This window comes from Streptomyces sp. NPDC031426 (genome assembly GCF_055581585.1).
In genome coordinates this window covers 1-3840 of sequence record NZ_JBVIJE010000090.1, presented here as the reverse complement: position 1 = coordinate 3840, position 3840 = coordinate 1, and the positions used below count along the sequence as shown (strand labels likewise).

1 protein-coding gene is annotated in these 3840 nt (G+C 72.6%); it reads right to left on the bottom strand.

The window, feature by feature from the left end; genetic code table 11:
• The coding region (locus ACZ5NH_RS45285; protein WP_468784306.1) for a type I polyketide synthase at positions 1-3840 on the bottom strand (3840 nt) is incomplete at both ends.

Genomic DNA, 3840 nt, shown 5'->3' with positions numbered 1-3840 from the left:
CCCCGAGGCGGCCACACCCCCAGATCAACCGCGGACACCTCACCCGCACCCTCCGCCAGCACACCCGTGGCATGCCGCACCCACGGCTCCTCCGCCGCGGTGCCTTCCGCTCGTGAATGGAGCGTCAGCGGGCGGCGGCCGTCGCCGTCGTCGGCACCGACGGAGAGACGCAGCTGGACACCGCCCTGTTCGGGCAGGACGAGCGGCGCCTGCAGAGTCAGCTCCTCGACGTGCTCGCGGCCGACCTGTTCGCCGGCGTGCAGTGCCATTTCGACGAACGCCGTGCCGGGCAGCAGCACCGCACCCATGACCGCGTGATCGGCCAGCCACGGCTGCGTCTCCACCGACAACCGGCCGGTGAACAGGAAGCCGTCCGTGTCGGGCAGTTCAACGGCGGCACCCAGCAGCGGATGATCGGCGGTCTCGAGACCCAGCCCGGCCGCGTCGGCGGGACCGCCCGCCGGGGCGGCCGAGTCCAGCCAGTACCACTGCCGCTGGAACGGGTAGGTGGGCAGTTCCACACGGCTGGCGCCGGTGGCGGCGAAGAAGGCCCGCCAGTCCAGTGGCACACCGCGGACGAACGCCGTGGCCAGCGCGGACACCGGCGTCTCCGTCTCGGGACGTCCCTTGCGCAGCACGGGTGCGAACGCGTGGTCCTCGCCCGTGACGCACTCCTGGCCCATGGCCGACAGCACCCCGTCGGGGCCGAGTTCGAGGAACGTGGTGACGCCCTCGGCCTCCAAGGCCCGTACGCCGTCGTGGAAGCGGACCGCCTCCCGCACGTGCCGCACCCAGAACTCCGGCTCGGTGATGTCCTCGGCGGTCACCACGGCGCCGGTCAGGTTCGACACGACCGCGATGCGCGCAGGGGCGTAGGACAGTCCCTCGGCAACCTTGCGGAAGTCGGCCAGCATCGGGTCCATGTGCGGGGAGTGGAAGGCGTGACTGACCGTCAGCCGCCTCGTCCTGCGGCCCTGTTCCTCGAAGCGGGCCGCGATCTCCAGTGCGGCGTCCTCGTCACCTGCGATGACGACGGAAGTCGGGCCGTTGACGGCCGCGATGCTCACGGCGTCCGTCAGGAACGGCGCCACCTCGTCCTCGGCGGCCTGGACGGCCACCATCGCACCACCGGCGGGCAGCTCCTGCATCAGCCGACCACGGGCCGCGACCAGCGTGCACGCGTCGGCCAGTGACAGCACACCCGCACAGTGCGCCGCCGCGATCTCACCGATCGAATGACCGGAGACGAAGTCCGGGCGCACACCCCACGACTCCAGCAGCCGGAACAGCGCCACCTCGACCGCGAACAACGCGGGCTGCGTGAACGCCGTCCGGTCGATCAGCCCGGCATCGTCACCGAACAGCGCCTCACGCAGGGGCAGTTCGAAGTGGGTGAGGATCACGTCCAGCACCTGGGCGAACACGGGATAGGCGTCGTACAGCTCCCGGCCCATCCCCAGCCGCTGACTGCCCTGACCGGTGAACAGGAAGGCCAGCTTGCCCGTGGTGGCCGTGGCGCGCACCAGGCCCGTGGCCGTCCCGTCCTCGGCGAGAGCTGTCAGGCCGGCGAGGAGGGTGTCCCGGTCGGTGCCGACGACCGCCGCGCGGTGGTCGAAGGCCGCCCGTCCGGTGGCCAGCGAGTAGCCGACGTCTACGGGCGAGAGGTCCGGGTCGGCCGCCATGCGGTCCCTCAGCCGCTGGGCCTGGGCGTGCAGCGCGTCGGCGGTCTTGGCGGTGAGTACCAGGGGTGTGGCCCGCGGTGCCGGCTCCGTCCGGAAGGCAGGTGCCGGCTCGTCGGAGGGCGCCTGTTCGAGGATGGTGTGGGCGTTGGTGCCGCTGATGCCGAAGGAGGACACCGCCGCCCGGCGGGGACGGCCGGTCTCCGGCCACTCCCGCGCCTCGGTCAGCAGCTCCACCGCACCCGCAGACCAGTCCACGTGCGGGGTCGGCTCGTCCACGTGCAGGGTCCGCGGCAGCACACCGTGCCGCATCGCCATCACCATCTTGATGATCCCGGCGACGCCGGCGGCGGCCTGCGTGTGACCGATGTTCGACTTGATCGAGCCCAGCCACAGCGGCGTGTCCTCGGCCCGGGCCTTGCCGTAGGTGGCCAGCAGCGCCTGCGCCTCGATCGGGTCGCCCAGCGTCGTACCCGTACCGTGCGCCTCCACCACGTCGATCTGGTCGCCGGCCAGGCCCGCGCCCGCCAGTGCCTGACGGATGACGCGCTGCTGGGACGGGCCGTTCGGCGCGGTGAGGCCGTTGCTCGCGCCGTCCTGATTGATGGCGCTGCCGCGTACGACGGCGAGGACCGGGTGGCCGTTCCTGCGGGCGTCGGAGAGCCGTTCCACGAGCAGCATGCCTGCGCCCTCCGACCAGCTGGTCCCGTCGGCGGCCGCCGCGAACGACTTGATGCGGCCGTCGGCCGCGAGCCCGCGCTGGCGGCTGAACTCGGTGAAGGTGCCGGGAGTGGACATGACCGTCACACCGCCCGCGAGCGCCATGGAGCACTCGCCGCTGCGCAGCGCCTGGATCGCCCAGTGCAGGGCGACGAGCGACGACGAGCAGGCCGTGTCGACGGTGACCGCCGGGCCTTCGAGGCCGAAGGCGTAGGCGACGCGGCCGGAGGCGATGCTGCCGGAGTTGCCGGTGCCGAGGTAGCCCTCGACGCCGTCGGGCACGGAGGTGATCCGGGTGGCGTAGTCGTGGTACATGATGCCCGCGAAGACACCCGTCCGGCTGCCACGCATCGTGGCCGGATCGATCCCGGCGCGTTCGAACGCCTCCCAGGTGGTTTCCAGCAGCAGCCGCTGCTGCGGGTCCATCGCCACCGCCTCGCGCGGGCTGATGCCGAAGAACGCCGGGTCGAACTCGCCCGCGTCGTGCAGGAATCCGCCCTCGCGGGTGTAGCTGGTGCCCTTGCCGTCCGGGTCCGGGTCGTACAGCGCCGCCAGGTCCCAGCCACGTCCCTGGGGGAACTCGCTGATGGCGTCGCCGCCGCCCAGGACCAGGTTCCACAGGTCCTCCGGGGTCTGCACGCCGCCGGGGTAACGGCAGCTCATGCCGACGATGGCTATCGGGTCGTCGTCGGTGATCGGGCCGGTGATGCCGCTCTCGGCCTGTTCGGCGTCGTTTGCGCCGCCCAGGAGCTCGGAGCGCAGGTACTCGGCCAGAACGAGCGGAGTCGGGTGGTCGAAGACGAGGGTGGCGGGCAGCCGCTGCCCGATGGCCGTGCCGAGCCGGTTGCGCAGCTCGACGGAGGTCAGCGAGTCGAAGCCGAGTTCCTTGAAGGCCCGGCCGGCCTCGATCGTGTCCGGTGAGGGGTGTCCGAGGACCGCCGCCACCTGGCCGCGCACCAGCTCCAGCAGGGCCGCCTGCTGCTCCTCGGCGGGGCGGCCGGTGAGCCGCTGCGCCAGTTCGCCCGCGGCGGCCGTGTCCACGGCCGCGGCCGTACGTCGGACCGGTACCCGCACCAGGCCGCGCAGCAGTGCCGGCAGCATCCCGGTGCTCGCCTGTGCCCGCAGCGCCGCCGGGTCCAGGGGGACGGGCACCAGCAGGGCGTCAGCGGCCTGTTGTGCGGACCGGCCGACCGCGCGGTCGAAGAGGGCGAGGCCCGTGTCGACGGTGAGCGCGGTGATGCCGCCCCGCTGGATGCGTTCGCGGTCGGTGCGGGCGAGTGCGCCGCCCATACCGTCGGCGGTGTCCCACAGACCCCACGCCAGCGACACCGCCGGCAGCCCCTCGTCCCTGCGATGCTCAGCCAGAGCATCCAGGAACGCGTTCGCCGCCGCGTAGCTGCCCTGACCCGCCGCACCGAACACACCGGCAGCCGAGGAGAAC